The sequence below is a fragment of the Streptomyces sp. NPDC048295 genome (assembly GCF_040652135.1).
GTDB lineage: Bacteria > Actinomycetota > Actinomycetes > Streptomycetales > Streptomycetaceae > Streptomyces.
On the sequence record NZ_JBEZLL010000014.1, the window covers coordinates 43,578 to 68,478 of the forward strand.

19 protein-coding genes and 2 pseudogenes are annotated in these 24,901 nt (G+C 70.7%); 4 read left to right on the plus strand and 17 right to left on the minus strand.

From position 1 onward, the window contains the following. Positions 1-113 precede the first annotated feature (113 nt). The 9 genes and pseudogenes from AB0D53_RS21425 to AB0D53_RS21465 all read right to left on the minus strand — a co-directional run bounded on the left by AB0D53_RS21425 (position 114) and on the right by AB0D53_RS21465 (position 13,490). Positions 114-1,272: pseudogene (locus AB0D53_RS21425) on the minus strand (IS701 family transposase). Positions 1,273-1,396: 124 nt separating this feature from the next. Then, positions 1,397-2,920 carry an aldehyde dehydrogenase family protein gene (locus tag AB0D53_RS21430; protein WP_362448891.1) on the minus strand — a complete coding sequence of 508 codons (1,524 nt, stop codon included), beginning with the start codon at positions 2,918-2,920 and terminating at the stop codon, positions 1,397-1,399. Further along, entirely contained in the window at positions 2,917-4,269 is a 1,353-nt protein-coding gene (locus AB0D53_RS21435) for a GAF domain-containing protein (RefSeq protein WP_362448893.1), read from the minus strand. The genes AB0D53_RS21430 and AB0D53_RS21435 overlap by 4 nt, the downstream gene beginning before the upstream one ends. A 106-nt stretch (positions 4,270-4,375) precedes the next feature. After that, positions 4,376-4,969: a peptidoglycan recognition family protein gene (locus tag AB0D53_RS21440; protein WP_362448895.1), complete on the minus strand. Its 594-nt coding sequence runs from the start codon at positions 4,967-4,969 to the stop codon at positions 4,376-4,378. 41 nt (positions 4,970-5,010) lie between these two features. Then, positions 5,011-6,027, minus strand: a complete 1,017-nt coding sequence (locus AB0D53_RS21445; RefSeq protein ID WP_362448897.1) for an acetamidase/formamidase family protein — start codon at positions 6,025-6,027, stop codon at positions 5,011-5,013. After that, entirely contained in the window at positions 6,024-7,511 is a 1,488-nt protein-coding gene (locus AB0D53_RS21450) for an APC family permease (RefSeq protein ID WP_362448899.1), read from the minus strand. The genes AB0D53_RS21445 and AB0D53_RS21450 overlap by 4 nt, the downstream gene beginning before the upstream one ends. A 218-nt stretch (positions 7,512-7,729) precedes the next feature. Then, positions 7,730-9,079: an esterase-like activity of phytase family protein gene (locus AB0D53_RS21455; protein WP_362448901.1), complete on the minus strand. Its 1,350-nt coding sequence runs from the start codon at positions 9,077-9,079 to the stop codon at positions 7,730-7,732. 164 nt (positions 9,080-9,243) lie between these two features. Then, the gene (locus AB0D53_RS21460) at positions 9,244-10,599 is read right to left on the minus strand and encodes an SWF or SNF family helicase (protein ID WP_362448903.1); all 1,356 of its coding nucleotides are present in this window, start codon (positions 10,597-10,599) and stop codon (positions 9,244-9,246) included. Next, complete coding sequence (locus AB0D53_RS21465) at positions 10,596-13,490, minus strand: DEAD/DEAH box helicase (protein WP_362448905.1); 2,895 nt, start codon at positions 13,488-13,490, stop codon at positions 10,596-10,598. Before AB0D53_RS21465 ends, AB0D53_RS21460 begins: the two co-directional genes overlap by 4 nt. A gap of 295 nt (positions 13,491-13,785) precedes the next feature. On the opposite strand from AB0D53_RS21465, the gene AB0D53_RS21470 reads away from it, so the two are divergent. Both AB0D53_RS21470 and AB0D53_RS21475 read left to right on the plus strand, forming a co-directional pair. Continuing rightward, positions 13,786-14,889, plus strand: coding sequence for an acyl-CoA desaturase (locus AB0D53_RS21470; RefSeq protein WP_362448907.1), 1,104 nt, complete (start codon positions 13,786-13,788; stop codon positions 14,887-14,889). Positions 14,890-14,972: 83 nt separating this feature from the next. Beyond that, a complete protein-coding gene (locus tag AB0D53_RS21475) occupies positions 14,973-15,155 on the plus strand; it encodes a hypothetical protein (RefSeq protein ID WP_329815867.1) in 183 nt (60 codons plus the stop codon). Positions 15,156-15,285: 130 nt separating this feature from the next. Here the strand turns inward: AB0D53_RS21475 and AB0D53_RS21480 are convergent, their stop codons facing one another. Together AB0D53_RS21480 and AB0D53_RS21485 are read right to left on the minus strand one after the other, a co-directional pair. Beyond that, on the minus strand, positions 15,286-16,308 hold the full coding sequence (locus tag AB0D53_RS21480) for a hypothetical protein (RefSeq protein WP_362448909.1): 1,023 nt from the start codon (positions 16,306-16,308) through the stop codon (positions 15,286-15,288). 101 nt (positions 16,309-16,409) lie between these two features. Continuing rightward, a pseudogene (locus AB0D53_RS21485) lies at positions 16,410-16,712 on the minus strand (hypothetical protein); the annotation flags it as partial. A 110-nt stretch (positions 16,713-16,822) separates the two neighbouring features. Between AB0D53_RS21485 and AB0D53_RS21490 the strand changes: the two are divergent. Further along, positions 16,823-17,725, plus strand: a complete 903-nt coding sequence (locus tag AB0D53_RS21490; RefSeq protein ID WP_362448911.1) for an oxygenase MpaB family protein — start codon at positions 16,823-16,825, stop codon at positions 17,723-17,725. Between the two features lie 24 nt (positions 17,726-17,749). Here the strand turns inward: AB0D53_RS21490 and AB0D53_RS21495 are convergent, their stop codons facing one another. The 3 genes from AB0D53_RS21495 to tatA form a co-directional block, all read right to left on the minus strand. Beyond that, the gene (locus tag AB0D53_RS21495; protein WP_362448913.1) at positions 17,750-18,349 is read right to left on the minus strand and encodes a methyltransferase domain-containing protein; all 600 of its coding nucleotides are present in this window, start codon (positions 18,347-18,349) and stop codon (positions 17,750-17,752) included. 190 nt (positions 18,350-18,539) lie between these two features. Beyond that, a complete protein-coding gene (locus tag AB0D53_RS21500) occupies positions 18,540-19,115 on the minus strand; it encodes a TerD family protein (RefSeq protein ID WP_072487761.1) in 576 nt (191 codons plus the stop codon). Between the two features lie 155 nt (positions 19,116-19,270). Next, on the minus strand, positions 19,271-19,459 hold the full coding sequence (tatA, locus tag AB0D53_RS21505; RefSeq protein ID WP_362448914.1) for a Sec-independent protein translocase subunit TatA: 189 nt from the start codon (positions 19,457-19,459) through the stop codon (positions 19,271-19,273). 255 nt (positions 19,460-19,714) lie between these two features. Between tatA and AB0D53_RS21510 the strand changes: the two genes are divergently transcribed. Next, complete coding sequence (locus tag AB0D53_RS21510) at positions 19,715-21,142, plus strand: LCP family protein (protein ID WP_362448916.1); 1,428 nt, start codon at positions 19,715-19,717, stop codon at positions 21,140-21,142. 27 nt (positions 21,143-21,169) lie between these two features. On the opposite strand, the gene AB0D53_RS21515 is transcribed toward AB0D53_RS21510, so the two are convergent. Genes AB0D53_RS21515 through AB0D53_RS21525 form a run of 3 tightly spaced genes read right to left on the minus strand, consistent with a single transcriptional unit; the run spans position 21,170 to position 24,781 of the window. Beyond that, on the minus strand, positions 21,170-21,718 hold the full coding sequence (locus tag AB0D53_RS21515; protein WP_362448918.1) for a GNAT family N-acetyltransferase: 549 nt from the start codon (positions 21,716-21,718) through the stop codon (positions 21,170-21,172). After that, the gene (gene mgtA / locus AB0D53_RS21520; RefSeq protein ID WP_362448920.1) at positions 21,715-24,432 is read right to left on the minus strand and encodes a magnesium-translocating P-type ATPase; all 2,718 of its coding nucleotides are present in this window, start codon (positions 24,430-24,432) and stop codon (positions 21,715-21,717) included. Before mgtA ends, AB0D53_RS21515 begins: the two co-directional genes overlap by 4 nt. Then, positions 24,416-24,781, minus strand: a complete 366-nt coding sequence (locus tag AB0D53_RS21525) for a metalloregulator ArsR/SmtB family transcription factor (protein WP_362448922.1) — start codon at positions 24,779-24,781, stop codon at positions 24,416-24,418. Before AB0D53_RS21525 ends, mgtA begins: the two co-directional genes overlap by 17 nt. Positions 24,782-24,901 lie beyond the last annotated feature (120 nt).

Below are 24,901 nucleotides of genomic sequence, written 5' to 3' on the forward strand. Positions count from 1 at the left end.
TCACGCACCAACTCGTTAGTACTCCAGTCAGAATTCGTGTCCTGAGCTGGCTCTTTTCATGTGGTGGCATCGTTGGGCGATGGCTTGGTGGCGTCTGCGCCAGTGGGACCATCTCAGGGCATGCTGACGCTGGTTGAGTTCGGGTCTGGGGTGGGGCAGGGGAGCGTCCAGGAGCCGTCGGATTTCCGCCACGGTGAGGGAGACGAGGCTGGTCGGTTCGTTTCTGCGGTTTCCCGGTGGGCGGCTTGGGCGGCCAGGGCGGTGAGGAAGGCATGGGCGAGCATGGCCAGGGTGATGTGCCGGTACCAGCCCGGATAGCGGCGGACCTCGTACTCGCCCAGGCCGCACTCGTTCTTTGCGGCCTGGAAGCATTCCTCGACCGCCCACCGACTGCCGGCGATCCGGGCGAGTTCGTCGATCTCGATGCCGACGGGTGCGTGGGCGAGGTAGTAGGCGATCTCGGTGGGATCGGACAGACTGCGGCGGGCCGGCACCCAGCGATGATGGGTTGGCGGATCCGGGTCGAAGATGATGTTGGCGGGCAGTTTCGCCGCGGCCCAGTCATAGACGCGTGGGCCCTTCGCTCCGTTGCCGCAGGACAGCTGCTGCCAGGCATCGGCGGGGGCTTCGTCAATGAGCTGGTCGATGCGCCAGCAGCCGGCCAGGGACTTGACCTGCTGGGACTTGGGCACCGCAACCACGTAGCCGATGCCGAGTTGCTCGAGCAGGCGTCGGAAGTTCCAGTCCTGCCCGTAAGCCTCGTCCGCGGTCACCCAGGCGGCCGGCAGGCCTGCGGCCAGGCAGCGGCGCACGATGTCCCAGGCCAGCTCCCCCTTGGTGGCAAAGCCGCGTTCATCAGGGATTTTCGCTGCCCGGCACCGATCACGGTCGCAGGTCCAGGATTTCGGCAGGTAGAGCTCCCGGTCCACCAGAGCCCGGCCCGAGCTGGTGGCGTAGGCGGCGAACACGCCGATCTGGCAAATCGATGATCAGCACCCCGCCCGGACCGAGCCGCTCGGCGGCGTAGTCCCGCACGTCGTCGCGAACGGCATCGGCGTCCCAGCGGGCACCGTTCAGCAGGTGTTGCAGGCCCGCCGGATCACGGTGGCCAGCCCATTCGGCCAGCTGCCAGCCGTTCTTCCGTCCGACCGGAGCCAGCAGACCCCGCACGTAGTCACGCATCCGCCACCGCAGATCCGCCCGCCCGAACCGGCCCGCCACCCGAGCGAAGGCCGACTCCAACTCGGCCTTCCAGCAATCGACTTCAGGCATCACATTCATACCCGAACAACGACAACCAGCAGCTCAGGACACGAAATCCGACTGGAGTATTAGTCGTGCGCTGCGAAGGGCGCCTGACGGGCATCTTGCCTGGTCAGGCGCCCTTTTTCTGCGCCTAGAAGAAGCCCAGCTTCTTCGGCGAGTACGACACCAGAAGATTCTTCGTCTGCTGGTAGTGCTCCAGCATCATCTTGTGGTTCTCGCGGCCGATCCCGGACTGCTTGTACCCGCCGAAGGCCGCGTGTGCCGGGTACGCGTGGTAGCAGTTCGTCCAGACCCGGCCCGCCTGGATGGCGCGGCCGGCCCGGTACGCGGTGTTGATGTCGCGCGTCCACACCCCGGCCCCGAGACCGTACAGGGTGTCGTTCGCGGTCCTGATCGCGTCGTCGAAGTCGGAGAAGGATGTGACCGCCACGACCGGGCCGAAGATCTCCTCCTGGAAGACCCGCATCCGGTTGTCGCCCTCGAAGACGGTGGGCTGGACGTAGTAGCCGCCGGCCAGCTCCCCGTCGTACTCGATCCGCTGACCGCCCGTGAGGATCTTCGCGCCCTCCTGCTGGCCGATGTCCAGGTACGAGAGGATCTTCTGCAGCTGGTCGTTGGAGGCCTGTGCGCCGATCATCGTGTCCGTGTCCAGCGGGTGTCCGGGCACGATCCGTTCGGTGCGGGCGACGCCCGCTTCCAGGAACTCGCCGTACAGCCCGCGCTGGATCAGCGCACGCGACGGACAGGTACAGACCTCGCCCTGGTTGAGGGCGAACATGGTGAACCCTTCGAGCGCCTTGTCGCGGAAGTCGTCGTCCGCGTCCCACACGTCGTCGAAGAAGATGTTGGGCGACTTGCCGCCGAGCTCCAGCGTCACCGGCTTGATGTTCTCGGAGGCGTACTGCATGATCAGCCGCCCCGTCGTCGTCTCACCGGTGAAGGCGATCTTCGCGACGCGCGGACTGGAGGCGAGAGGCTTGCCGGCCTCCGCTCCGAAGCCGTTCACGATATTGACGACGCCCGGCGGCAGCAGGTCGGCCACCAGTTTCAGCCACACATGGATGGAGGCCGGGGTCTGCTCGGCCGGCTTGAGGACCACCGCGTTGCCGGCCGCGAGTGCCGGGGCCAGCTTCCATGTCGCCATCAGGATCGGGAAGTTCCACGGGATGATCTGCGCGACGACGCCGAGCGGCTCATGGAAGTGGTACGCGACCGTGTCGTCGTCGATCTCGCTGAGTGAGCCCTCCTGGGCGCGCAGCGCACCGGCGAAGTAGCGGAAATGGTCGATGGCCAGCGGAATGTCGGCGGCCAGGGTCTCCCGTACAGGCTTGCCGTTGTCCCAGCTCTCGGCGACCGCGAGCTCCTCCAGATGCGCCTCCATCCGGTCGGCGATCCTGTTGAGGAGACCCGCACGGTCACCTGCCGACGTGGCTCCCCAGCCGGGCGCCGCGGCATGTGCCGCATCCAGGGCGAGCTCGACGTCCTCGGACGTACCGCGGGCGATCTCGGTGAAGGGGCGGCCGTTGACGGGGCTGGGGTTCTCGAAGTACTGACCGCGGACGGGCGGCACGTACGCGCCGCCGATCCAGTGGTCGTAGCGGGACTCGTACGAGACGATGGCGCCCTCGGCACCCGGCGCGGCGTAACGGGTCATCTCTGTGGCCTCCCGGATCCGGTGCCGCCCGCCATTGGACGGCCCTCGGCGCGAGTGTAGGCAGCGATACGTTGCAACCCCGTTGCAAGGGACAGGGGCTGTCCCTGCTCGGCGTCGAGGGTCCGGGCCCTGGCGAGGAGGGCCGGGCGCTGCCCGGCGGGAACGGCCGCGGCGAGTGCCCGCCAGACCCGGAGGTCTTCCTCGCCCCAGGGGCTGTAGGCCCAGTCGGCCAGCAGCCCCGGGTCACCGCGCGCGATCAGTGCCGCGCGCAACTGTTCCTCGAGCCGGCGCCGCAGACGGATGACGGACGGCGCCTGCGAGGCCGGCAGCAGCGGCCCCGCGTAGGCACCCAGTGCCGCGGCGACGGCGCCCGACGCCAGTCTGCGCGCCACCGTGTCGAAGTCCGCGTCGACCGGAGCGGCGAGGCGGTAGGGGCGGGAGAGCAGGAGCTCCGGGCCGAGCAGCCGCCGCAGCCTGGAGAGTTCTGCCCGCAGGGTCACCGGGGTCACCGACTCGTCCTCGTACAGTTCGACGAGGAGTTCCTCGCCGCCGAGGCCTTCGGGATGGCGGGCCAGCGTCGCCAGGATCTCGCTGTGCCGCCTGCTGAGCCGGATCCTGCGGCCCCCCGCCACCAGGAGCGCCTCGTCCCGGCCGAGCGCGCTGAGCCGCACCGTGCCGACGGCCGGCGCGGGGGCGAGCAGCGCGAGCTGCGTCTCGGCGGCGCGGGCCACCGCCTGCACGAACGCCAGGCTGTGCGGATGCGCGAGCCGGTCCCCGCCGGTGATGTCCACGGCGCCCAGGACCCGTCCCGTGTGCGGGTCGTGCAGCGGCGCGGCCGCGCAGGTCCATTGCTGGACCGGCCGCAGGAAGTGCTCGGCGGCGAAGACCTGCACGGGGCGGTCCACGGCGATGGCCGTCCCCGGCGCGTTCGTCCCGGCCGCCGACTCGGCCCAGCGGGCGCCCTCCACGAAGTTCATCCGGCCGGCGGCCCGCAGCGTCACCGCGGGGCCCTCGACCCACAGCAGTCTGCCGTGCGCGTCGCACACCGCGAGCAGATGCTCCCCGTCCGTCGCATAGGCGCCCATCAGCTCACGGATCACCGGCATGACGGGGGCCAGGGGGTGCCCTTCCCGGTACGGTCCGAGGTCGTCAGGACCCAGCTCGACCAGGGCCGCACCGTCCGGGCTGACCCTGGCCCGCGCCGAGCGCCGCCACGACTCGCCGACGACCGGCCGGACCGGCCGCTCCAGCCGACCCGCCGTGGTGAACACCTCGTGTGCGTGCCGCAGTTGGCCGATCCGTTCACCAGGGTCCGTATCGGCTGCCAGCGCCACCCAGGGGTCCTTCAACTCACCCTCCCGTCCAGGGGCGTCGTGAACACCCCATGGTCGTCGCAGCCGGCCGCTGCGACAACCGCGGCGCACAGGGCGGATCGCCCCGGGCGGCGAAGGCCTGTCAGGCCGCCGAGTACAGATTGACGAGGCGGATGTATCGCACCCAGTCCCACTGCGGGCCGGGATCGGTGTGGTCGGTCCCGGGCACCTGGGCATGGGCCAGGATGTGCGAGCGGTCCTTCGGGATGTTGTAGCGGTCGCAGACCGAAGCGGTCAGCAGCGCCGACTTCTCGTACATGGCGTTGGTGAAGTACGAGGGCTGATCCACCCAGCCCTCGTGCTCGATGCCGATGCTGCGCGTGTTGTAGTCCCAGTTGCCCGCGTGCCAGGCGATGTTCTGCTCCCGGACGCACTGGGCGACATAGCCGTCCGCCGAGCGCACCACATAGTGCGCCGAGACCTGCTTCGCCGGATTCTGGAAGATCCCGATCGTGTTCGGATACGTCTCCTGGGTGACATGGATGATCACGTACTGAACCGGATAGGCCGAAGGGCGGCTCGATACCGTGTAGTTGGAGGTGGAGGCGGGCGTCCAGTGGGCGAGCGGATAGTCCGTGTCGCCCGCGGTCGTGGCGGCCACGGCACGGGTGGAGGCCGGGAGCAGTGCGGCGGCCGCCGTCGCGGCGGCGCCCTGGAGAATCCTTCTGCGATGCATGAACACTCCTGTGGGGGGAGAGGGGTTGAGGTTCGTACGGGTCAGTGGCTGGACAGCAGTGTGGCAGTCTCCCGCAGATGGCGGTGGAGCCCGCGATGGGGGTCGCCAGAGGGCAGCCACTGCTTGCGGATCTTCGCCACGCAGGTGTAGTTGGTGTCGCACACATTGGCCAGCGGAGCCTCACCGGCCTGGCTGACCAGCTGGTAGGCGTCCAGTTCGGACAGGCCGTAGTCGCGCGCCAGCCACTGCACCAGGTCCAACTGGGAGATCCGGAAGGCGTCTTCGAGAGGTCGTGCCGAGCCGGTCGACATCAGATGGGTGTCGGACTCGATGCGCGGCCACGGAGTGCGGACACCCTTCAGCAGCTCCACGAGCACCACCGTGTTCATCGCGCACTCCACGGCGACCCCGCAGGTCTCGCCCTCGCCCTGGCGGGCATGGCCGTCCCCCAGGCTCAGCAGCGCACCTTCGACATTGACGCCCAGATAGCAGGTGACACCCGCCCGCATCTCGGGCGTGTCCATGTTCCCGCCGTGCGCGTCGGGCACCAGCGCGGACCGTACCTCCAGATTCGCGGGCGCCACCCCGACCGTGCCGTGCATCGGGTCCATCGGCAGTTCCACCTGGATGTCGCTGTCCCGGGCGCTGAACAGACAGGTGCGGCGGGCCCGGTCGAGCTGCCACATCCACACCACTTCGGGCAGCGGAGCCTGCAGCGAGGCCGTGGTGTGGGTGGAGGTGAGCGCCCCGAAGAGCGGCACGGTCGTCGAGGCGGCCCAGTCCCTGGCCGGCTCGATGGACACGAAGTGCACCGCGACGGTGTCGCCGGGCTCCGCACCCACCACATGGAAGGGGCCGGTCTGCGGGTTGAGGAAGGGGAATTCGCAGACCTCGGAGACCAGGTCCTTCTCGGAGCGGACCCGCCCGGCGAAGCAGTCCTCCGTGTACACGTCGAGGAACGTCCCCGGCTCGATCCGGGCGACCGGGGCCGCCCCGCCGAAGGTCCAGGCGTACTCGCCCTCCTCGGGGCGGACGGTCAGGATGCGGGGGTCGTTCATGGCTGGACTGCTCCTGTCTCTGTCTTCCCGGCCGGTGCCGGGGTGTCGTCACGATGGATCCGTCCGGTCTGCGCCACCCGCTCAGGGTGTCTGCGCACCAGCACCACCAGCACAACGACCCCGATCAGCATCCAGACACCGACGACCGGACCGGCGTACGAGACGGGAGGCGTGAGTTCGGAGACGAAGTCGAAGGCCGGGATTCCGGCGGCCGTCAGCAGCGCGGGGACGAACGCCACGATCCCCAGCACCGGGAACAGGAGATGGAGCACGGGGTTGAAGGCGTCGCGGCGCCTGCGCAGGAAGTAACCCGCGCAGGACAGGTTCACGATGATGTAGACACCGATGATCACCGTGACGATCACGGTGGCCAGCAGCACGAATGCGGTCACCGGGTCATAGGCGAATCCCAGCCCGAGCGACGCGCCGACCGCGATCACGAACTGCACGGCCACGCCCGTGACGGGGGAGCGGCGCCGTGGGTGCAGCCTCGCGAACGCCTGCGGGAAGACGCCGATGCGGCCGAGGGCGAACGCCGTACGGGTCGACACATTGGCACACGCGTTGGCGTTGGCCACGGTCGAGTTGACCACGGCGAGAAAGAGCAGCACCCAGAACAGTCCGAACGAGGCGCGGGCCACTCCCTCCCACGATGCGGCCCCCGAGCCGCCGAATCCGGCGAACCTGTCGGGCCCGAAGTACACCGACATCGCATAGGTGGTCAGGACGTACACCAGGCCGATGGAGAGCGCCGCGCCGAGCACCGCACGCCGCATGGTGCGCCGGGGGTTCTTCGTCTCCTCCGCGAGTGGCGCCGCGGCCTCGAAGCCCGCGAAGGCGAGCACGGTGTAGACCGAGCCGGCGAAGATCCCGCTGATGCCGTCGTATCCGTCGGCGGTGTGCGAAGTGCCGAACACCGAAAGGGTGTTGTCCCCGCCGGCCTGCCCGATGAGGAGCACGGCGAAGACGACGAAGACGAGCACCTCGAAGATGCCGAGCACGGTGCCGAACCGGGCGGAGGCCCGTACGCCGAAATACCCGGCGAGTGCGATGACCGCCGCGCCCAGCAGCGACCACGGCCACCACAGGCCTGCCGGGTAGGACGACCACTCCTGGTGCAGTGTGCCCGCCGTCGTGAATCCGAGCTGGAGCAGCAGCAGCGCGGGCACCAGGGCCTCGACGAAGACGTAGCCCCAGCCGACGAGGAACCCGATGGCCGGATGGAGTCCCTGTGCGGAGTAAGTGGCGACGGAACCGGCGGCCGGCAGCCGACGGGCCAGCTCGGCGACGCACGACGCGGTGAACAGGCAGGCGACCAGGGCCACCACCACGGACAGCGGCAGACTGCCGCCGGCGAACGCGGCTCCGGCCGGAATCGAGGCGGCGACGGCCGCGGCGGGCGCCATCGCCGTGATGCTCTGGAAGAGGACCTCGCGCAGCCCGATGGCGTCGCGTAACAGTCCGCTGCTGGAATCCCCCGACATCCCGCGGCTCCCTGTGTGTCCGATGACCGGAAGGTGTTGTCCGGTGTGCGGCCGAGCATCTCGCGCGCCCTACCGTACGGGCGCCGCGCGGGTGGCGGAAGACGGCGGGGACCGAATTCGACCCCATGGGGAAGGGAGTACGCAGGTATGTACGGCCAGGCCCGGTCCTCGGTGGATACTCGCCGCCGAGGACCGGGACGCGGGACGGCGCCCGCGGATCAGCCGCGCAGCGGGCGCGGCAGCTTCAGCTGCGTCACCGAGGTCTCGATGCCGCTGTCGACCAGGCGGCCGTCCGCGTCGAAGGCCTCGGCACCGTCGGTCATCCCGAAGTCGTTGTCGTTGATCAGCGCGAGCGTGTCCCGGCCCGTCACCGCCACTCCTTCGATCTTCCCGGGAACTCCCGCGACCTTGCCCAGGTCGACGACCAGACTCTTGCGGAGCACCGGCACGCCCGAGACCGAGGGATCGGTGAGTTCCTCGTACGAGGGAGACGTCGCCGGGTCGTCCCAGGCGGAGCCCAGGATGCCGGAGCCGTGCGGGAGCGACACCCGGTGCAGCCTGGCCACGCGGTCAGTTCGCTCCTCGACCAGCAGATCGTTCCGGCCGATCGCGACGACCGAGGAGATCTTCAGTTCGGAGGTGTCGTCCTCGCCCGGATCCACGACGTCCACCGCGTCGAACCGGTAGGCGTACTCCGCGGTCACCGCGCGCTTCTTCGTCGAGAAACGCAGCAGCCGCGCATTGCGCGAGGACTCTCCCGCGTCCTGGTCGGGCAGCGAGAGCGGGCTCTGCACGGCAAGCACCAGATCGCCGCCCGGAAGGAGGGCCAGACCCTCGAAGCCGCGGTTGATCTTGCGGTGCAGCAGCACGCCGGGCAGCGCCTCCACCACCGGATAGTCGGCGCCCGCCAGCCCGAGGCCCTGCGGCACGTACCGGGTCAGCACCCGGCCGCGGGCGGAGACATGCACCAGGGAGGGGCCGTACTCGTCGACCAGCCAGAAGCTGCCGTCGGAGGCGCGGACGATGCCCTCGGTGTCCAGACCGTTCGGGTCGTACCCCAGCGGTGTCCTCGCGTCATAGGTGTACGGGGCCTCGTCGTGGTCGCGCTGGTTCGGCAGACCGGTGACCGCAGCGCCGGACCGGGTCGTGATCGCAATGGCCTTCAGCACCTTGATGTGCTTCCCGCTGACCCGCACCTTGACGATTGCCGGGTCGAATCCGGGGACGGGGAAGGTGCGACGCTTCTTCCCGTCGATCTTGATCTGCCCATTGGGGCCGCGGTCGGTGACGGTCCAGAACTCGCCTCGGCGGCCCGCGGGGTAGATGTCGCTGCCGATGCCGCCGAGCCGCACCCCGCGGTCGTCCGCGACCGACCCCGGCAGCAGCCCGTTGCTGAAGCCCGCCAGCGCAATGTCACCCAGCACGGCCGTCCCGGTGACCCGGGCCGTGGGCTCGGGACGCTCGTGCCGGTCCGGTGCGCCGGTCGCCGTACCGGCCACACACACCGTGCCGAGCAGGGCGAGCGGCAGCCCGACGGCAAGGGAACGACGGACGACACGCGCGGACATGGGACCTCCTGAGGCACGAACACTTCGGACGGCCGTCAGGTTCCGTTCCCGCCCTCAACGCACGGTGACATCCAGTTGAACGCACGGACAGGACGCGACGTCGGGCGGGGGCGCCGGCAGCCGCCGCCCGACGTCGATCGCCCGAAGGCCGTACGGACGGGTCCTCAGTCCTCCGGCCCGCCCGAGCCGCCCAGCGCGGCCGCCGGATCGTCGTCCGCCGGACCTGCCGGGACCCAGCGTCCGCCCTCCTTGCGGTACGGCCACCAGCGCCCGTCCCGCCCGTACCGGAGCTGCACGCCACCGTCCACGTCGGTCCAGCGGTTGCCCGACGACCGCAGCCGGGGCCGCTCGCCCTCCTCCCATGCCTCGGCGAGCAGGGCCCGCGCGCCGGCCAGCGCCTCCGGGCCGGGTGTCCACTCCTCGTCGAGCACCGCGAGCGCGGCCACCCCGCCGTACCGCCACGCCCGTACCGCCACATCGAGCTCGGCCCGCCGCCGTCCCGAAGCGGCGATGAGCCGCTTCGTGATCCAGGGCTCGGGCCGGGCCTCCGCGACCAGCCGCACGGCATCCTGCTGCGGCGTCAGCACGGCCGGTAGCGGCTGCTGTTCATGGCCGGGGGCGAGAGCCTCGGCCAGCATCCGGTGGGCGCGCGCCGCACCGTCCGTCGCCAGCATCTCCAGCGCCGCCGGATCGACGCCGTCCTGCGGCTCGGTCTCCGTGTCCAGCGACGGTGCCGCGCCGGGCTCCGCCGGCAGCGGCGGAGGATCGGGCAACGGAGGCAGGATGTCCCGGGCCGCGAACGCCTCGTCCGCCCGGACACCCCCGTCGTCGGCGCTCGCCGCCGCAGTGGCGGACCCGTCGGCGGGGCCGGCCGGGCCGCGGGCGCCGTGCCCCTCGGCGCGGGCCGCGATGCGTATCTGGAGTTCGTCCAGGAGCCGCCGCTCACCGCGCCCCCGCATCAGCAGCAGCACGAACGGATCCTGGTCCAGCAGCCGCGCCACCTGGTAGCACAGCGCGGCGGTGTGCGGGCAGTGGTCCCACGCGTCGCAGGTGCACTCCGGGTCCAGGTCACCGATCCCGGGCAGCAGTTCCACCCCTGCCGCCGCCGCGTCCTCCACCAGGTGCGGGGGCATCTCCCGGTCCAGCAGCGCCGCGATGTGCCCGGCCCGTTCGACGGCCATGCCGAGGAGCCGCTCCCAGTCCGCCTCGCTCAGCTCCTGGAGCAGCACATCGCTGCGGTGCGTGGACGAGTCCCCGTCCCGGACGACCGCGGTGATCCGGCCCGGCCGGACGGAGACCGCTCCGACCCGGCCCTCGCGGGCGAACCTGCGTCCCTTCTTCAGCTGTTGGCCGTCCAGCGCGGTGTCCTCCAGGGCCTTGAGCCAGGCCCGGCCCCACCAGGACTCGGCGAAGCCGCGGCCGTGTGCGGGCGGCAGCGCGCCGAAGGTACGTTCCTGACCCGGGACAGGCGTGTCCCTGTCGCCGCTCTCGTAGTCGCCGCCGTCGTGTCCGTCTCTCATCGTGCGCCCCCTCGCAACTCCACCAGATCGGCGAGTTCCGCATCGGTCAGTTCGGTCAGCGCCGCCTCGCCGGAGCCGAGCACCGCGTCCGCCAGGCCCTGCTTGCGGGCCAGCATGTCGGCGATCCGGTCCTCGATGGTGCCCTCGGCGATCAGCCGGTGCACCTGCACCGGCTGGGTCTGCCCGATGCGGTACGCGCGGTCGGTGGCCTGTGCCTCGACCGCCGGGTTCCACCAACGGTCGAAGTGCACGACATGGCCGGCCCGGGTGAGGTTGAGGCCGGTGCCTGCCGCCTTCAACGACAGCAGGAAGACCGGGGCCTCGCCCGCCTGGAAGCGGTTGACCATCGCCTCGCGCTCGGCGACGGGCGTGCCGCCGTGCAGGAACTGCGTGCGTACCCCGCGTGCCGCCAGATGCTGTTCGAGCAGCCGGGCCATCTGCACGTACTGGGTGAACACGAGCACGCTCGCCTCCTCCGCCAGGATCGTGTCGAGCAGCTCGTCCAGCAACTCCACCTTTCCCGAACGGTCGGCGATCCGCGGCTCCTTCTCCTTGAGGTACTGCGCCGGATGGTTGCAGATCTGCTTCAGCGCCGTCAGCAGTTTGACGACGAGGCCCCGCCGGGCGAAGCCGTCGGCGTCGGAGATCGCGGCCAGCGTCTCGCGCACCACCGCTTCGTACAGACCCGTCTGTTCCGCCGTCAGTGACACCGCGCGGTCCGTCTCGGTCTTCGGCGGCAGTTCCGGTGCGATGCCCGGGTCGGACTTGCGCCGCCGCAGCAGGAACGGCCGCACCAGCGCGGCGAGCCGCTCGGCGGCAGCCGGGTCACCGCCCTCCGCGGTCCGCGCGTACCGGGTACGGAAGGTGCCGAGCCGGCCGAGCAGCCCCGGCGTCGTCCAGTCGAGGATCGCCCACAGCTCGGAGAGGTTGTTCTCCACCGGGGTGCCGGTGAGAGCCACCCGGGCCTGGGCGCCGATCGTCCGCAACTGCTTGGCCGTCGCCGAGTACGGGTTCTTCACGTGCTGTGCCTCGTCGGCGACCACCATGCCCCAGCGGATCTCCGCGAGCCTTGCCGTGTCGAGCCGCATGGTGCCGTACGTGGTGAGGACGAACTCGCCTTTCGTCAGGCCGGCCAGGCTGCGCGATCCGCCATGGAAGCGGCGTACCGGCGTGCCCGGCGCGAACTTCTCGATCTCCCGCTGCCAGTTCCCCATGAGCGAGGTCGGGCAGACCACCAGCGTCGGACCGGCGGCCGCTTCGATGCTTTGGCGGTGCAGATGCAGAGCGATGAGCGTGATGGTCTTGCCGAGTCCCATGTCGTCGGCGAGGCAGCCGCCGAGACCGAGCGAGGTCATGGTGTGCAGCCAGTTCAGACCGCGAAGCTGGTAGTCGCGCAATGTGGCGGCGAGGGCCTCTGGCGGGCCGACCGGCTGCGGCTCACCCTGCTGCCCGGCCGCCTCGGGGTCGGCCAGCCGGCGGCGCAGCAGCTCCAGCCAGCCGGTTGCCCGGACTTCGACCCGGTGGCCTTCGACCTCGGTGGAACCGGTCAGGACCGCACCCAGCGCGTCGATCGGCGTGACCTTGCGGTCCTGGGTCTCGCGGGCTCGCCGGGCTTCTTCGGGGTCGATCAGCACCCACTGGTCGCGCAGCCGCACCACCGGCCGGTTGGCCTCGGCGAGACGGTCCAGCTCGGCGCGGCTGAGTTTCTGATCACCCAGCGCGAACCACCAGTCGAATGCCAGCAGCGCGTCCGCGGACAGGAGCGGCGGCGCTTCGGAACCGGTGCGTGCCACCCCGTCGTGTTCGTCGCTCTCCGCGTCGCCGGGAGGCCCGATCACGGCGCGTGCGGTGAGCTTGCGGGCCAGATCCTTGGGCCAGTGCACCTGGACGCCGGTCGCGGCCAGTGCCCGTCCGGCGGGGCCGAGGAGTTCGGCGAGCTCGTCGTCGGCCGGCTCGACCGAGTCGGGGACCGCGGCGGAGAGTAGCGGGGACAGAGGCGGCCAGGCCCGGGCGGCCCGCCGGAGCGCCAGCAGGGCGTCCATCCGGGTACGAGGTCCGAAGGCCGCAGCGGTACGAGCGTCGCCCGCCCAGACATCGGCGGCGTCGGCGACCAGCGTCGGATCGCTGACGCTGTGGATCTGCACGACGGCCCGGAACGATGGTCCGGCGGACCGCCCGTCGTCCTCGTCCGGCGCGGTGAGCCCGGACACCTCCACCCGGAGCGACAGCCGGACGCCCGCGTCGTGCCCGGCCGCGACGTCGGTGGCCCAGGCCCGATGTCCGGGCAGCTGTTGCGGCTCGTCGGCGGTGAAGGCCGGTCCACCGCCCGCGAACGACGCGGCGGGGGTGCGGGGCAGGCTGTCTGCCACCGCGTCGAGGAACGCGCGCAGCAGCCGCTCGGGCTCGGGCAGCAGCACGGGCTGCGCGGCCCCGTCGAGCGGCACGGCGTGGGCCAGGGGCGGCATCGAGGCCGCGAGCGTCCGGATCCGCGACTGGTCTTCGGCGGTCAGCGGACTGGCCCGCCAGGCATCGTGATCCGTGGCGCTGAGCCCCGGCAACAGCAGTCCCCGGGCAGCGAGTTGGAGGGCGAGGAGAGCGGCCGCGCCCCAGAACGCGGCCGTGTCGGAAGCGTGCGCCGAGGCCCGTGCGCGCGTCAGTACCGGCAGCGCGTCCCGTACCGGAAGCACTTGTGCCGGTACGGCGTACGTCTGTGTGTCGACACCGACGACGGTCAGCTCCGCCACGGTCCCGGGACCGTCGGGCGGGCTGCTGCCGTCCGGGTGCCAGAAGGCGATCCGGCCGGTACGGGAGGGATCCCCGGGCAGGAAGACCACGGAGCAGGCGGAGAGTGCGGAGATCTCGGAGAGCGTTGCCGCAGGGAGTCTTTGCACAGTGATGCCGAGTTCCTCAAATTTGACTAGTTGGGGGTCGGGTCGCCGAGGGTACCCCACGGATGCCGTCGTCCGTGTGCTGAATGTCTGTGACGCGAGCCACATTCAGGTCCGGTGGGGGCTCGGACATTCGTCGGACCGGAGAGCATGCGGCACTCCTGGGTGGAGTCAGCACCCCCATCGGGGGAGGGGGTATACCCCCCGGACGGCCCGGGTGTTGGCGCCATGGCTGCCGCGTACCGGATCCCTCTACGTTTCTACAGGTCAGCGCAGCATTCCAGAGACCGGAGACGTCATGCCCCAGGCCATAGCCACCGCAGCGGAAAGCGCCCGGGACGGTGCGGGGAGTGCCGGAGCGGGAAGAACGGCAGGTGCCGCGGGCGACGGAGGCACCGGGACCGCTCAGGCTCAGGGGAGCGACTTCGCGCCCTTGCTGCGGGCGGTGAAGGGGCAGGGGCTGCTGGAGCGGCGGACCGGGTGGTACGCGGTCGGCATCGCCGTCAACATGGTCGCCCTGGGCGCCGTGATCACCGGAATGTTCCTCCTCGGCAACTCCTGGTGGACCCTGCTGCTCGCGCTGCCGCTGGCGATCTTCTGGTCACGCACCGCGTTCGTCGGGCACGACGCCGGACACGCCCAGATAACCGGCGACCGCAGGACGGGCCGCGCCATCGGCCTCGTGCACGCCAACCTGCTGCTCGGCATGAACGAGGCGTGGTGGAACGACAAGCACGTCCGCCACCACGCCAATCCCAACCACATCGACAAGGACCCGGACGTCGGCGTGGGCGCCCTCGTCTGGACCCAGAAGCAGGCGGCCCGGCGTGAGGGCTTCGCCCGCTGGCTCACCCGCAACCAGGCACTCCTCTTCTTCCCGATGCTGCTTCTCGAAGGCATCGCGCTGAAGATCTCCGGCTTCCAGTACCTGCGGCAGCAGCCCGCCCGGGAACGAGCCCTCTCGGCGTTCCTCCTGGTCGCTCACCTGGGCCTGTACGCAGCGCTGCTGCTCACCGTCCTGTCCCCGGGCAGGGCCCTCGTCTTCGCGCTCGTCCACCACGCGCTGTTCGGGCTCCACCTGGGCATGGCCTTCGCACCGAACCACAAGGGCATGGAGATGCCGGACCCCGACGGCGACCGCTGGGGCCACCTCCAGCGCCAGGTCCTCACCTCGCGCAACGTACGCGGCGGCATCCTCACCGACTGGTTCCTCGGCGGCCTCAACTACCAGATCGAGCATCACCTCTTCCCGAGCATGCCCCGCCCCCACCTGCGCCTGGCGCAGCCCATGGTGCGCGCCCACTGCAAGGCACTGGGCATGCCCTACGCGGAGACCGGGCTGACCGAGTCCTACCGGCAGGCACTGCGGCACATGCACGAGGTCGGCGAACCTCTGAGGTGAGTCATCGGCCCGTTGGAACCGATGGGCACGCACGCGCGTTCTCACAGCAGATGCGGCTTCGGGCCGCGAAGGAGGCACGGACGATGTCGAACAGCGCGAAGATCGCCATCGGGGGAGTGGCCGCAGCGGTCATCCTGATGCCGTTCATCGGTTTCTGGCTGTCGCTGCTGGTCCTGGTCGGCGTTCCTGCGATCGCTTATCTCATGCTGGACCCCGGCCAGCGGCGCAGGCTCCGCAGGATCACCCGCAAGGAAATAGGCCGCTGAGAGAGGTCCCCGCCCCGCGCGGGGCGGCGGCCGAGACCCGTGACGGGCGTCGGGGCGCGTGCGGGCCCGCAGGAGCGGCCGGACATCGGGGCCCGGCCGCAGGCGCGTCCGCCGAGCCCCGGAGCCGGGCTCAGGCCGGCCGTACCGCGAGCGCGTCCAGCGCCTTCAGCAGCCCGGGCAGTTCGGTGCCACGCCCGACCGGTAGCACCTCGCCCGGCTCCTCGTCCAGCAGGACGAACGCGATGTCGTCGGTCCGGGCCACCAAGGACCAGCCGGGGCCGTCGGCGCGCAGCATGCGGGCGTCGCCCGTGGCGAAGGAGGACCGGATGCGGCCAGGTGGCGGCGGGGCGTCGATGTATTCCTGAGCCTGAGCCAGCGCCCGCCGCACACCGGGGTGCACTCCGGACGGCGCGTCCGGAGCCTCGGTATCGGCTTCGGCATGCGTTCCGGCATCGGTATGGGCTTCGGATCTGTCCCCGGCTTCAGGGCCGGTCTCGACATTCGCCTCGACCTCAGTCTCACCCTGTACCTCAGGTTGAGACCCGGGCCCGGAATCGGCGACGGACCCGGCTCCAGGCTCGGCTCCGGTGGCGGCCGGCTCCGTTCCGGCAGGAGCGGTGAAGGCCGTCGCATCATCGATCTGCCCACGCCAGGCGATCCACTGGTGAGCTATCTCGTCCGCTCCCATGCGCCGCTGGGCCGGTCCCCACGAATCCGTGCCGGGCGGCGTCAGCGGCGCCCGAGAAGTACCCTCCGCCTCCGGGTCCGGCAACGGATCGTGCGGCGCGGCCACGCCCGGCGCGGCGACTGCCACCGGCAGGGGCCAGCCGGGCAGTGCGCACACCACCGAGCGGTCGTCGGGGGAGAGGTCGTATTCCATGCCGCAGTCCCACGCCGCGATCGCGACGGCGACCAGCGACACGTCCTCGACGACGACGGTCCACCGCGCACCGCTGCCGTCCTGGCCGAGGACCAGCCCGTATCCCTCGGCGTACGGTTCGACGGCGAGCGCCGCGCACGCGGCCGGGTAGTCGTCCCCGAGGACGCTGGGGAACTGTGCCGGTGTCAGCAGCACCGCCGTCAGCACGTACAGTGCGTCGTCGTCGGCGACTGTGTCGTTCGGCGCGGCCACGGCACCCTCCTCGTCCGTCATCGTCTTCCGTCGGCGCACCTTAACGAGTGAGTAACCCACTCGTCGAGGCCCTGACAAGGGAAGGCATCGGCGCCCCGGGGCAAGGACGGAACTGCTCGATCGGCGGGGAGACCGGGCAGCGCACGGGCCACGGTCTGCGGCGACTCGCCGCGCTCGCGGGCCAGCGCGATGACGGCCCGGCGGGCCGGCTCACCGACGCCGAAGGAGAGCGCCTCGGGCGACACCCGGCCGCCCGCCTCGTCGATCCGCGCCTGATCCTCCTCCATGGAGGCCGAGACGAAGACGGCGGCCGCCTCGAAAGGGTTGTGCTGCTTGCGCCTGTCCTCCTTGGCAGGCGCCGTGGACCGGTCCCCCCTGTGGTCGGGGACGACAGCCTTGCGCAGGCTGCCGATCATGCCGATCACGGGGACCGACTACCCGAGAAGCTGCGGGTGCATGACGTGCCGGTACTCACTTGTGGTGTTCCCCACCGACGTAGAGTTGGACCTTCGGCCGATTCAAAGGGGGACGTGCGGTGAAGCGGTACGACCGGCTGAAGGAGATTCAGCGTCTCGACCCGGAGCGGGACTTCCTTCGCATCTACCGGATCATGGCCACGTACGAGTTCCCCTGGGACATCACCCGCGCACTTGAACTTGCCCTCTACCGCACCTATGCCGTACCCAGCATCGGCCGGCTCCTCGCACGGACAGCCGAACTGACGGATCGTTCCCAGAAGCGGTACGACGACACCGTGCTGCTCCTCGACACGGTTGTGGAGCACGGCTTCGACAGCGACTCCGGGCGTACGGCCCTGCGCCGGATCAACCAGATGCACCGCAGCTACGACATCACCAATGACGATATGCGCTATGTCCTGTGCACTTTCGTCGTCACCCCGAAGCGCTGGCTCGACAGCTATGGCTGGCGCCGGCTCTCCGACCACGAACTGCGGGCCTGCGCCGCCTACTATCGGACCCTGGGCGCGCACATGGGCATCAATGAACTGCCTCGGACGTACGAAGACTTCGAGCGGACTCTCGACACCTACGAGGCCGAACACTTCGGCTGGAACGAAGGAGGGCGCCGCGTCTCCGACGCCACCCTGGACCTGATGGGCTCCTGGTATCCGGGCCCTCTGGCCCCCGTCGCGCGCAAGGCCGCCCTCGCACTGCTCGACGACTCCCTGCTGCGGGCCTTCAGGTACGAACGCCCCGGCTCCGTGGCCCGCGGTCTCACGCACGGCGCTCTGCGACTCAGGGCGCGGGCGGTGCGGCTCCTGCCGCCGCGTTCCACCCCGCACTACGCCCGGAAGAACCCGGAGATCAAGGGATATCCGGACGGCTACGAGGTCTCCGCACTGGGGACGTACCCGGTCCCGGGCCTCCGCGGATGTCCGGTCCCGCACAACCGGCCCCCCGAGACGCCGGTGGAGTGAGCACGAGGGTGCGGGGCGGGCGGGTCAGGGCGTCCGTTCGGCAAGGGCGAGAAAGCGCTCGTCCTCATCGGTGTACTCATCGAGCCGCCAGCCCGAACGCGCCAGCAGGGGGCGGAGGTTGTCCTCGGCCCGCAGATCGTCGTCCGTGATCCGGCGGCCGTGGCGGGCTGCCAGGGCCGCCCGCCCGACGGGGTGGAAGAGCGCCAGCCGTCCGCCCGGCCGGACCACCCGTGCCAGCTCCGCCAGACCGGGACCGGGGTGCGACAGATGGGAGATCAGTCCGGCCGCGAAGACCGCGTCGAGCACCTGCGACCGCAGGGGCAGCCGGGCGACATCGGAGAGGAGCAGTGTCCCCTCGTGGTCACGCCCCGCCCGTACCGCCGCGTTCAGCATCGCCGGTGTCAGGTCCACAGCGAGGACCGTGCCCTGCGCCCCGACGGCGGCCCGTAGAGCGGGAAGCGCCCGTCCCGTACCGCAGCCGGCGTCGAGCACCGCGTCCCCCGGACGCAACGAGAGGGAGTCGGCGGCGGCTTCGTAGGCGGGCCCGTCGTCGGGGAAGCGGGAGTCCCAGTCCGCCGCGCGCGCGGTGAAGAAGTCCTGGACATGCGTGTGGTCGTCAGCCATGCGGCCATGATCCCGTATGAGATGCCGGTCGGCGGACTCGCCGTTGGACACCCCGAGGCGATCGACGGCTTGTGGGAATGCCAAGGCAGGTCCGCGAGACCCAGCCCGGCCCGCGCGGGCCCCGACTTCCCGCTCCGGAAGAAGGGAGGGGTGAAGGGGCCCGCGCCGGTCGCACGTGGGGAAACTCCCGTCAGACGTTGACGCCGTAGTCGGACGCGATTCCGGCCAGACCCGAGGCGTAGCCCTGGCCGACCGCGCGGAACTTCCACTCCGCACCGTGCCGGTACAGCTCGCCGAAGACCATGGCGGTCTCCGTCGAGGCGTCCTCGCTGAGGTCGTATCGGGCCAGCTCGACGTTGTTGGCCCGGTTCACCACGCGAATGAACGCGTTGCGGACCTGGCCGAAGCTCTGCCCGCGGCTCTGCGCGTCGTGGATGGAGACCGGGAACACGATCTTGGCCACATCCGCCGGGACCGCCGACAGGTCCACGTTGATGGACTCGTCGTCGCCCTCGCCCTCACCGGTCAGGTTGTCGCCGGTGTGCTGAACCGAGCCGTCAGGGCTCGTGAGGTTGTTGTAGAAGACGAAGTGCAGGTCGGAGAGGACCTTGCCCGCGTCCGAGCACAGCAGTGCGCTCGCGTCCAGGTCGTGGTCCGCGCCTGTCGTCGTCCGTACGTCCCAGCCCAGGCCGACCGTCACTGCGGTCAGGCCGGGTGCCTCCTTCGACAAGGAGACGTTGCCGCCCTTGGCCAGGGTCACACCCATGAAACATCCTCCATTGATCCAGTGGTCCAGCGATTCGGTGAACGGCGCCGCTGCGGCCGTCACCAGGCCAACGACGGTGTCGTGACCATGGTTCCCATGCTTGCGCAAGCCCTGAAGTGAACGTCCGAGAGGCGTGCCGTACGTTGGTGGGCCGGTCAGGTACGTGATTCGGTACGGGGCTCCTGCGCATCGGTCTCCTTCATGGCCTTCGCCTCACTCTTCAGGATCCGCATGGATTTGCCCAGGGCTCGCGCCGTGTCCGGCAGTTTCTTCGAGCCGAACAGTGCGATCACCACGATCGCCACGATCAGCAGGTGCCAGGGTTCGAGACCGTTGCGCAACATGTGCGTCCCGCCCTTCCTTTCGATGCTTTGGCCGGATTTTCCGCTCGGAGTCCGCGGACAGTACGTCAGGCTGACTGTGGGCAGGTCCGATGATCCACTCGAACATCAATACTTGCTACATTGCGCAACTGTACAACCATGGGGTGGCGGAACACGTCTTCCCCCATGGAAAACGGATGGACGGGGTGGCCGATGACGGGAAGTCGCAAAGCGGGAGCAGGCACGGGAGGGGGCGTCCGCCTGCGGCGGACCGCCATGTTCGGGCTGTCGTTCCTCGTCCTGCTGGTCGCCGGCGTCGGGTGGGGCTACCTCAAACTCGGCGGCAGCATCGACACCTTCAGCGCGGACGGGATCTCCGGCGACCGGCCGCCAGGTTCCTCGCAGGGGCAGAACGTCCTGGTCATCGGATCGGACTCACGCTCGGGCGACAACAGCAAACTCGGTGGTGGTACGGGCGCGGTGGGGCGCTCCGACACCGCGTTCCTCCTTCATGTGTACGGAGACCACAAGCATGCCGTCGCCGTGTCCATTCCGCGTGACGCACTGGTCGACATCCCGGCCTGCAAGGGGCCCGACGGCAAATGGACGGCGCCGCAGCACCGAGTGATGTTCAACGGGGCGTTCTCGGTGGGGGAGACCGCGGAGGGAAACCCGGCCTGCACCCAGAACACCGTCGAGCATCTCACCGGCCTGCGCGTGGACCACACCGTCGTCGTCGACTTCGCCGGATTCTCCGCACTGACCTCGGCGGTCGGAGGCGTACCGGTGTGTCTGCCCCAGGACATCTATCAGCGCGACCTCAGCCCGAAGCGGCCCACCCGAGGGGCCATGATCTTCGTGAAGGGCCCGCAGACCGTCTCCGGGCAACGGGCGCTCGACTATGTCCGGCTGCGGCACGGCATCGGGGACGGATCGGACATAGGGCGTATCAAGCGACAGCAGGCCTTCGTCGCCGCCCTCATCAAGAAGGTCAGGTCCCAGGGGCTGAACCCCACCACGCTGCTGCCGCTGGCCAATGCGGCCACGGACGCGATGACCGTCGACCCCGGGCTCGGATCGGCCGACCGGCTGCTGTCGTTCGCGATGTCCATGAAGGCGATCGATCTGCACAACACCAAGTTCGTCACCGTCCCCTGGCGCTACGAGGGCGCACGCGTCGCGATCGTCGAACCGGACGCCGACGCGCTCTGGGCCGCGCTGAAGGCCGACCGTACGGTCGACGGCAAGGACGCCAGCGGCAAGGGATCGGGCAAGAGCGACGGGAAGGACGGCGGGCCGGCGTCCCCCTCGGCCGACGTGCCGGTCTCCGGCAAGGGAATCACGGTCGCCGTCTACAACGGGACCACGATCAGGGGGCTCGCCGCCCAGGCCGCCGAGCTCCTGCGCTCCCGGGACTTCACCGTGACCACCACAGCCACGGCGAGCCGCCAGGACCACACCTCGACCGTCATCGAGTACGGGCCAGGACTGCGGGAAGAGGCGGAGACCACCGCCCGGCTCTTCGCCGGGGCACGGCCGGTGGCGTCCGGCACGGCCGGAATCCAGGTGATCCTGGGCAGTTCCTACGCGCAGAACCCGTCGGCCGATCCCGGGGCACCGACCCCCTCCACCGTTCCGTCCACCGTCGCCGACGAGGCCCGGTCGGCCGACGACGACCCGTGCTCGGACCTGTCGTACGGCTGACCGGTCGCCGGGCCGGCCGAACGGCTCTCAGCCGGGCGTCCCGGCCGCCCTGAGCTGCAGCGCCGGGTGGCCGGGTGCCGCGAATCCGTACGACTCGTACAGTGCGGCCCCGTCCTTGGTGGCGTTCAGATTCACCACCGTGACCCCCGCCTCCTCGCGGAACCATCGGAGCAGGGCGTCTAGGCAGACCCGGGCGTGGCCGAGGCGGCGTCGGCGGGGGTCGGTGCTCACGTTGGAGACGTGCCCCTGCAGTCCGCTCAGGTTTGCCGGGCCGGGGGCATGCATGTGGCATGTCCCGACCGCGCTGGAGACCACGCCGAGCGCGGGATCGTCGACCAGGAACGCGGCGAACAGGCCGGGGTGGGACAGTCGCTCGGTGAACCACTGGGCGGAGGCCGCCCGCCACGGCGCATCGGGGCCGCCGGTCTCCACCCCCATCTCGTCCAGCATCAGCCCGCGCAGCCGTACCAGCGCCGATACGTCGTCGAGCGTGGCGCGGCGGGCGCGCGCCGGCTGCCCGCCACCGGCGCCGGTACCCGGGCCGGACTCCGGCCGGTGGAGGCGTGACGGGGTCATGAGTGGTTCCACTTCTGTTCGTAGCGGGTGCGGGCCGCCCGCAAGCCATATGCGTACAGGGCCAGCACCGTCGCCAGCAACAGGTAATAGAGCGGTGGCAGCGCGCTCATTCCCAGCAACCCGCCGATCGGGGTGAGCGGCAGCAGCAGGCCGACCACCGCGAGTCCGCACGCGGCCATGCGCAACGGGCCGCCGCGTCCGCCGGTGAGGCCTCCGCCGGTGCGCAGGAGCAGCATCACCAGGGCCTGGGTGAGCAGGTTCTCGGTGAACCACCCGGAGTGGAAGGCCTCCTGCCCGCCCGATGTCACGGAACCGTGCAGGGCGAAGGCCAGTACGGCGAACGTCGCCAGGTCGGCGGTGGCGTTCAGCACGCCGAAGCCCGTGATGAAGCGGAGGAAGTCGCGCGGGCGCAGGACCGTCGGCCAGCGCAGCACCTCGGACGCGGGCCGGTCGAAGGCGAAGGCCAGCTGCGCCACGTCGAAGCAGAGATTCTGCACCAGGACCTGCGCCGGAAGCATCGGGAGGAACGGCAGCATGAGCCCCGCCGCGAGCATCGCGATGACGTTGCCGAGGTTCGAGGAGAGCGTGATCCGCAGATACGTGGCGATGTTGCCGCTGCAGTGGCGGCCCGCGGTGATCGCGTCATCGATGGCGGCCAGGTCCTTCTCGGCGAGCACCACGTCCGCGGTCTCCCGCGCCACGTCGACCGCGTTGCGTGGGCAGATGCCGATGTCCGCCGCGTGCATCGCGGGCAGATCGTTGACCCCGTCACCGAGGAACCCGGTGGTCCGGCCGGCGGTGCGCAGCGCGGAGACGATCCGTGCCTTGTGCTCCGGCGTGCAGTGGGCGAAGACCGTGACCCGGTCGGCGGCCTCGGCGAGCGCCCCGTCGGACAGCGCGTCGATCCGCTCCGCCGGCATGACCTCGCCCGGATCGAGGCCGAGGTCCTGGCAGGCACGGGCGACGGTGCCAGGATCGTCCCCGGTGAGGACCTTGACGGCGATGCCCCGGTCCTTCAACGCGTCCAGCGCGTCGCCCGCGCTCGGTGCGAGCGAGTCCCGCAGAGCGACGAAGCCGAGAAACGTCAGCCCCCATTCGTCGGCCTCGGTGTACGCACGCGACCGGGCCGGCCGTTCGGTGCGGGCCACGCCGAGCAACCGCAGGCCGCTCGCCGTCTCCCGGGCGGCGAGTGCACTCAGCCGGATCCGTTCGGCCTCGTCCAGCGTGCACCGTGCGAGCACCGCGTCGACCGCTCCCTTGGTCACGAGAGTGTGGACGCCGAGCCGCCCGGGGCGGCGGACGACCGCGGTGGCGAAGCGGCGCACCGGATCGAACGGCAGCGCCGCCACGCCGTCGTACCCCGAATGCGTCTCCCCCCGCTCCTCGGCCGCGTCCAGCACCGCCTCGTCGAGTGCGTCGGGGGCGGGCAGGTCCGCGAGCTCCAGCGCGCACAGGGCATTGACCGCGGCCCAGTGGAGCGCCTCGGGACCGGACCGGCCCGACGCGTCCAGCGAACGCTCGACGACCGGCCGGTCCTGAGTGAGGGTTCCGGTCTTGTCCACGCACAGCACATCGATCGCGCCGAGGTCGTGCAGCGCGGGCAGTCGCTTGACGATGACCCCGTGGTCCCTGGCGAGCAGCGAAGCGCCTCTGGCCAGCGCCGTCGTCACGATCACCGGCAGCATCTCCGGAGTCAGCCCGACGGCCACCGCGACGGCGAACGGCAGCGTCTCCAGCCCCCGGCCGCGCAGCGCGGCGTTGGCCATGAGTACCAGGGGCGGTGTGAGCAGCATGAAGCGGATCAGGGTCCAGGAGATCCCGTGGACGGAACGGTCGAAGGCACTCGTGCCGCGGCGGCGCGCCGAACCGTCGTACGCGGCGGCGAACCTGGTCTTTGCACCCGTCGCCGTCACCACCGCCGTTCCGCTGCCGGACGCCACGCTGCTGCCCTGGAAGCACAGCTCCGGCCGGGCGAACAGCCCTTCCTGTTCGCTGCGCGCGGTGTCGGCGGCGCGGGGCCGTGACGGGGCGTCGACGGGGTGCTTGGCGACCGGTACGGACTCGCCGGTGAGCGCGGACTGATGAACGGTCAGGCCGCTCGCCCTCAACAGTCGTAGATCGGCGGGTACGAGATCACCCGGACCGAGCCGGATCACATCGCCCGGCACCAGTTCCCCGACCGGCAGCTCACGCGCCTGCGGCGCGGAATCGGGCCCTGACCTGCGCAGTACGGTCGAGGTGGTCGCCACCAGCTCCCGCAGTGCGGCCGTGGACCGGTCCGCCCGGTGCTCCTCCGCCGAGCGCAGCAGACAGCTGACGACCACGAGCACCGATGTCACGGATGCCGTGCCCCATGACGCCACAGCCGCCGAGACCAGCCCCAGACACAGGAGCACCGAGGTGAAGGGGTCACGCAGACTGCGCAGGAACCGGCGGGGCCAGGAGACCGGACGCCAGGCCGGCAGGGTGTTCTCGCCGAACCGCGTCAGCCGTTCCCCGGCCTGCTCCTCCAGCAGCCCGCGTGGTCCGCTGTCCAGCGAGCGCAGGACCTGGAGGGAGGTCGGTGCGGCGGCCGCGAAGACGGCCGGCTTGTCATCGGGGACGGCGCCCCAGGAGGCCGACGCGCCCGCCAGCGGCAGGACGACGGCGGACGGGCCATCGGGTTCGGTGCTGCCGGGACCTGCGGCGGCACTGCTCTCAGGCACCGAGCCCACGGAGGCGCGCGGGTCGTGCGGGGGTGTGTCCGGCGCGCTCCGCGAGCTGGCCGACCATCAGCCGGACGACGGTCACCACATCGGGATCGTCGACCAGGTACACCTGCCGGCGCCCTTCGCGGCGGGACCGCACGAGACCTGCCAGCTTGAGTTTGGTCAGGTGCTGGCTGACCGAGGGAAGTGTGCCGCCCACCCGGTCCGCGAGCCCGGTCACATCGCTCTCGCCCTGGGACAGGGCCCACACGATGTGCAGCCGCGCAGGCGTCGCCAGCAGGCCGAAGGCCGCTGCGGCCTCCGCCAGTACCTCCGCAGGCGGATCCTCGAAACCGCCGTCGGTAGCTGTCGACACTCTCGCTCTCCTTGTCCGCGTGGCTCGATTCCTCGCACCCGAAGTACTCAGTGTAGGCGTCGGCCTTCCACGGGTCCGGACCCAGCCACATGACGGAGGAGTGCTTGCCCCTGCGTGACG

Bases quoted from the DNA above. Each gene is read 5' to 3' on its own strand.
- AB0D53_RS21430 (WP_362448891.1), bottom strand. From the start codon at position 2,920: ATGACCCGTTACGCCGCGCCGGGTGCCGAGGGCGCCATCGTCTCGTAC.
- AB0D53_RS21440 (WP_362448895.1), bottom strand. From the start codon at position 4,969: ATGCATCGCAGAAGGATTCTCCAGGGCGCCGCCGCGACGGCGGCCGCC.
- AB0D53_RS21445 (WP_362448897.1), bottom strand. From the start codon at position 6,027: ATGAACGACCCCCGCATCCTGACCGTCCGCCCCGAGGAGGGCGAGTAC.
- AB0D53_RS21450 (WP_362448899.1), bottom strand. From the start codon at position 7,511: ATGTCGGGGGATTCCAGCAGCGGACTGTTACGCGACGCCATCGGGCTG.
- AB0D53_RS21455 (WP_362448901.1), bottom strand. From the start codon at position 9,079: ATGTCCGCGCGTGTCGTCCGTCGTTCCCTTGCCGTCGGGCTGCCGCTC.
- AB0D53_RS21460 (WP_362448903.1), bottom strand. From the start codon at position 10,599: ATGAGAGACGGACACGACGGCGGCGACTACGAGAGCGGCGACAGGGAC.
- AB0D53_RS21470 (WP_362448907.1), top strand. From the start codon at position 13,786: ATGCCCCAGGCCATAGCCACCGCAGCGGAAAGCGCCCGGGACGGTGCG.
- AB0D53_RS21475 (WP_329815867.1), top strand. From the start codon at position 14,973: ATGTCGAACAGCGCGAAGATCGCCATCGGGGGAGTGGCCGCAGCGGTC.
- AB0D53_RS21480 (WP_362448909.1), bottom strand. From the start codon at position 16,308: ATGACGGACGAGGAGGGTGCCGTGGCCGCGCCGAACGACACAGTCGCC.
- AB0D53_RS21495 (WP_362448913.1), bottom strand. From the start codon at position 18,349: ATGGCTGACGACCACACGCATGTCCAGGACTTCTTCACCGCGCGCGCG.
- AB0D53_RS21500 (WP_072487761.1), bottom strand. From the start codon at position 19,115: ATGGGTGTGACCCTGGCCAAGGGCGGCAACGTCTCCTTGTCGAAGGAG.
- tatA (WP_362448914.1), bottom strand. From the start codon at position 19,459: ATGTTGCGCAACGGTCTCGAACCCTGGCACCTGCTGATCGTGGCGATC.
- AB0D53_RS21510 (WP_362448916.1), top strand. From the start codon at position 19,715: ATGTTCGGGCTGTCGTTCCTCGTCCTGCTGGTCGCCGGCGTCGGGTGG.
- AB0D53_RS21515 (WP_362448918.1), bottom strand. From the start codon at position 21,718: ATGACCCCGTCACGCCTCCACCGGCCGGAGTCCGGCCCGGGTACCGGC.